The sequence below is a fragment of the Neisseria viridiae genome, assembly GCF_962747995.1.
Taxonomy (GTDB): Bacteria; Pseudomonadota; Gammaproteobacteria; order Burkholderiales; family Neisseriaceae; genus Neisseria; species Neisseria viridiae.
The window spans coordinates 1-2,025 of the sequence record NZ_CAUJAJ010000037.1; the positions used below are offsets into that span (position 1 = coordinate 1).

At 39.4% G+C, this 2,025-nt stretch carries 2 protein-coding genes; both read right to left on the bottom strand.

Annotated elements, in window-relative coordinates; translation table 11 throughout:
• A partial coding sequence (locus Q9J79_RS10255) for an IgG-binding virulence factor TspB family protein (RefSeq protein ID WP_301912064.1) occupies window positions 1-1,248 on the bottom strand: 1,248 nt, incomplete at its 3' end.
• Between the two features lie 344 nt (window positions 1,249-1,592).
• A complete protein-coding gene (locus tag Q9J79_RS10260; protein ID WP_304685323.1) occupies window positions 1,593-1,904 on the bottom strand; it encodes a hypothetical protein in 312 nt (103 codons plus the stop codon).
• Window positions 1,905-2,025: the final 121 nt, after the last annotated feature.

Consider the following 2,025-nt stretch of genomic DNA (forward strand, 5'->3'; position numbering starts at 1 on the left):
ATCACAAGACAAAATGTTCGGAAACACTTTACAGAGCAAACCTCCGTCTTCCTTTGGCTTGTCGTCCTCTTTAGGTCTTTCGTCCTTTTTGCGGTCTTCTTTCCCGTCAGGGTCGGGCTTGTCGTTTGGTGTGATTTTGGGAGCGGCATGGCTGCCCGGTGTGAGGTCTGGACGCGGGATTTTTGTTACAATTGCTACTGTTTTGCCATCTTTGTCTTTTTTGAAATTGATAGTCATCTGAAAAGGTTTGCCATCCTCCCCTGTCGCAGGACCAAGGGTAACTACTGTTCCGGGTGAAACTTTAACGTCTTCGGAATATCCCGTTCTTCCTGTGCCTTCGACAAATGGAGTTGGATTACTATCAATAGATGGCGTTGCGATTTGTAAGAATTTTTGATTGTCAAGGACTTCTTTTTCTCTCATTTTCAAAGAAAAACTTATTGGACTTCTGATATCGTTACCTCTTTTTACATAACAAGAACCACCATTAAAATTAAATTCACATTTATCTAAAGAGAAATATTCCCAAAATTTAGAACCTGAATATCCATCAATTTCCTTTTTGCGTTTTTCCCAAAAAGTAGCAGCCAATTTTTCCATTTGACTATTCATAATTTGTTCGGCTTCAGTATAGCTTTGACCACCTTTTCTAAAAGCTGTTAGAACCGAACTATCAACGCGATAGCATGAGAATTCATGAAATACATCGTTTTGGTCTCTAAACCAAATACAATTTCTAGCCGGCCATTCTTTATAAAATTCTTCTTTGGCTTCGTCGTAATAATAACCTTGGCTTTCTAAATCACCTTTGACGGCTTGATAAGCTTCGTAGGCAAACAGTGCGCCGCCAAGGTAAAGATTACCGCGACTACTAACAGCAAGTTTTGCGCCTTTTTTGACTAGACCAAATGCGCCTGATAGGACGCTTTGGCGAGAGACGGTTGCTTCAATTGTTGCAGCAACTTTAGAAGATGAAGTTAGTCCTGTTTTAGCATGGCGAACTCTTAAATCTTGCCAATCAAAAATAGTATATTTCCCAGTATAACTATCAAATACCCCCTGCCAAACTCTACCATGTTGATAGGGGGTACTCTTATTAATTCCTCTAATACCTTTATATCGACCATCATCATAGACTTCGACTCGTTCAAAATATCCAACAGGACCTTCAGCAAAGGCATTAACTGATATAAGTAGGCTACAACATAGAATAATCTTTAAAAAACTTCGTTCGTGGATGTGATACATAACATTTAGCTTCATCTAATTTAATTAGCAGAGTTGAAGCATCGGAAAACTGAATTTCTATAAAATCACTATCATATCTATGAAAGAAATTTCTAAAAATATCAAAAGAAAAATGAGCTTTAAAAACACCTTTTCTCATCAATTCCCTGTAATAAATCAACGCCTGCGGCAAGTCCCTGTAAACATGTGAGCCAGTTTGAAACTGAATTAAATGGTATTCTGAAATAAACATAGTCCTAACTTTCGTAACGGTTGCAGAAAGTCGGGATTATACCCTTTTTGAATATCAAAAAAATATCAGCGATGCCAAACAGACCGCGCCGAATCCGTATAAAAACCAAAAATCAATCATCTCCACCCCCTTGATTCTCCGTAACTGATTCAATCAGCCTTTTTATCATCCTGATACCGAATACAATAACCAATAAGACTATGAACGGCGCGCCTACCAATACGCCGAATTGTATTTGTTCGGCTATGTCGCATTGCGGAAAGCTTAAATTGATTTTCTGATTATTCAAATACCAGTCTTTGCCGTTTTTGTAAGGGCGAACGACTTTGCCATCCGCCGTTACGGTAGGTAGGACTTGAGACAATACATAATCATGCGCTTCTTCCGTTGTAGCAAAGCATTGCAATCCGACGCGATACCCCATGTCCTACCCTTTCAGTTATTTAGCCGTTTTAACCATGCTAAAAGCCATGCGGAAGCCTTGCATCAACACGATAACCGACAGAACGGCAGCACCGATTGCTGATACCATTACGGCAAATTTT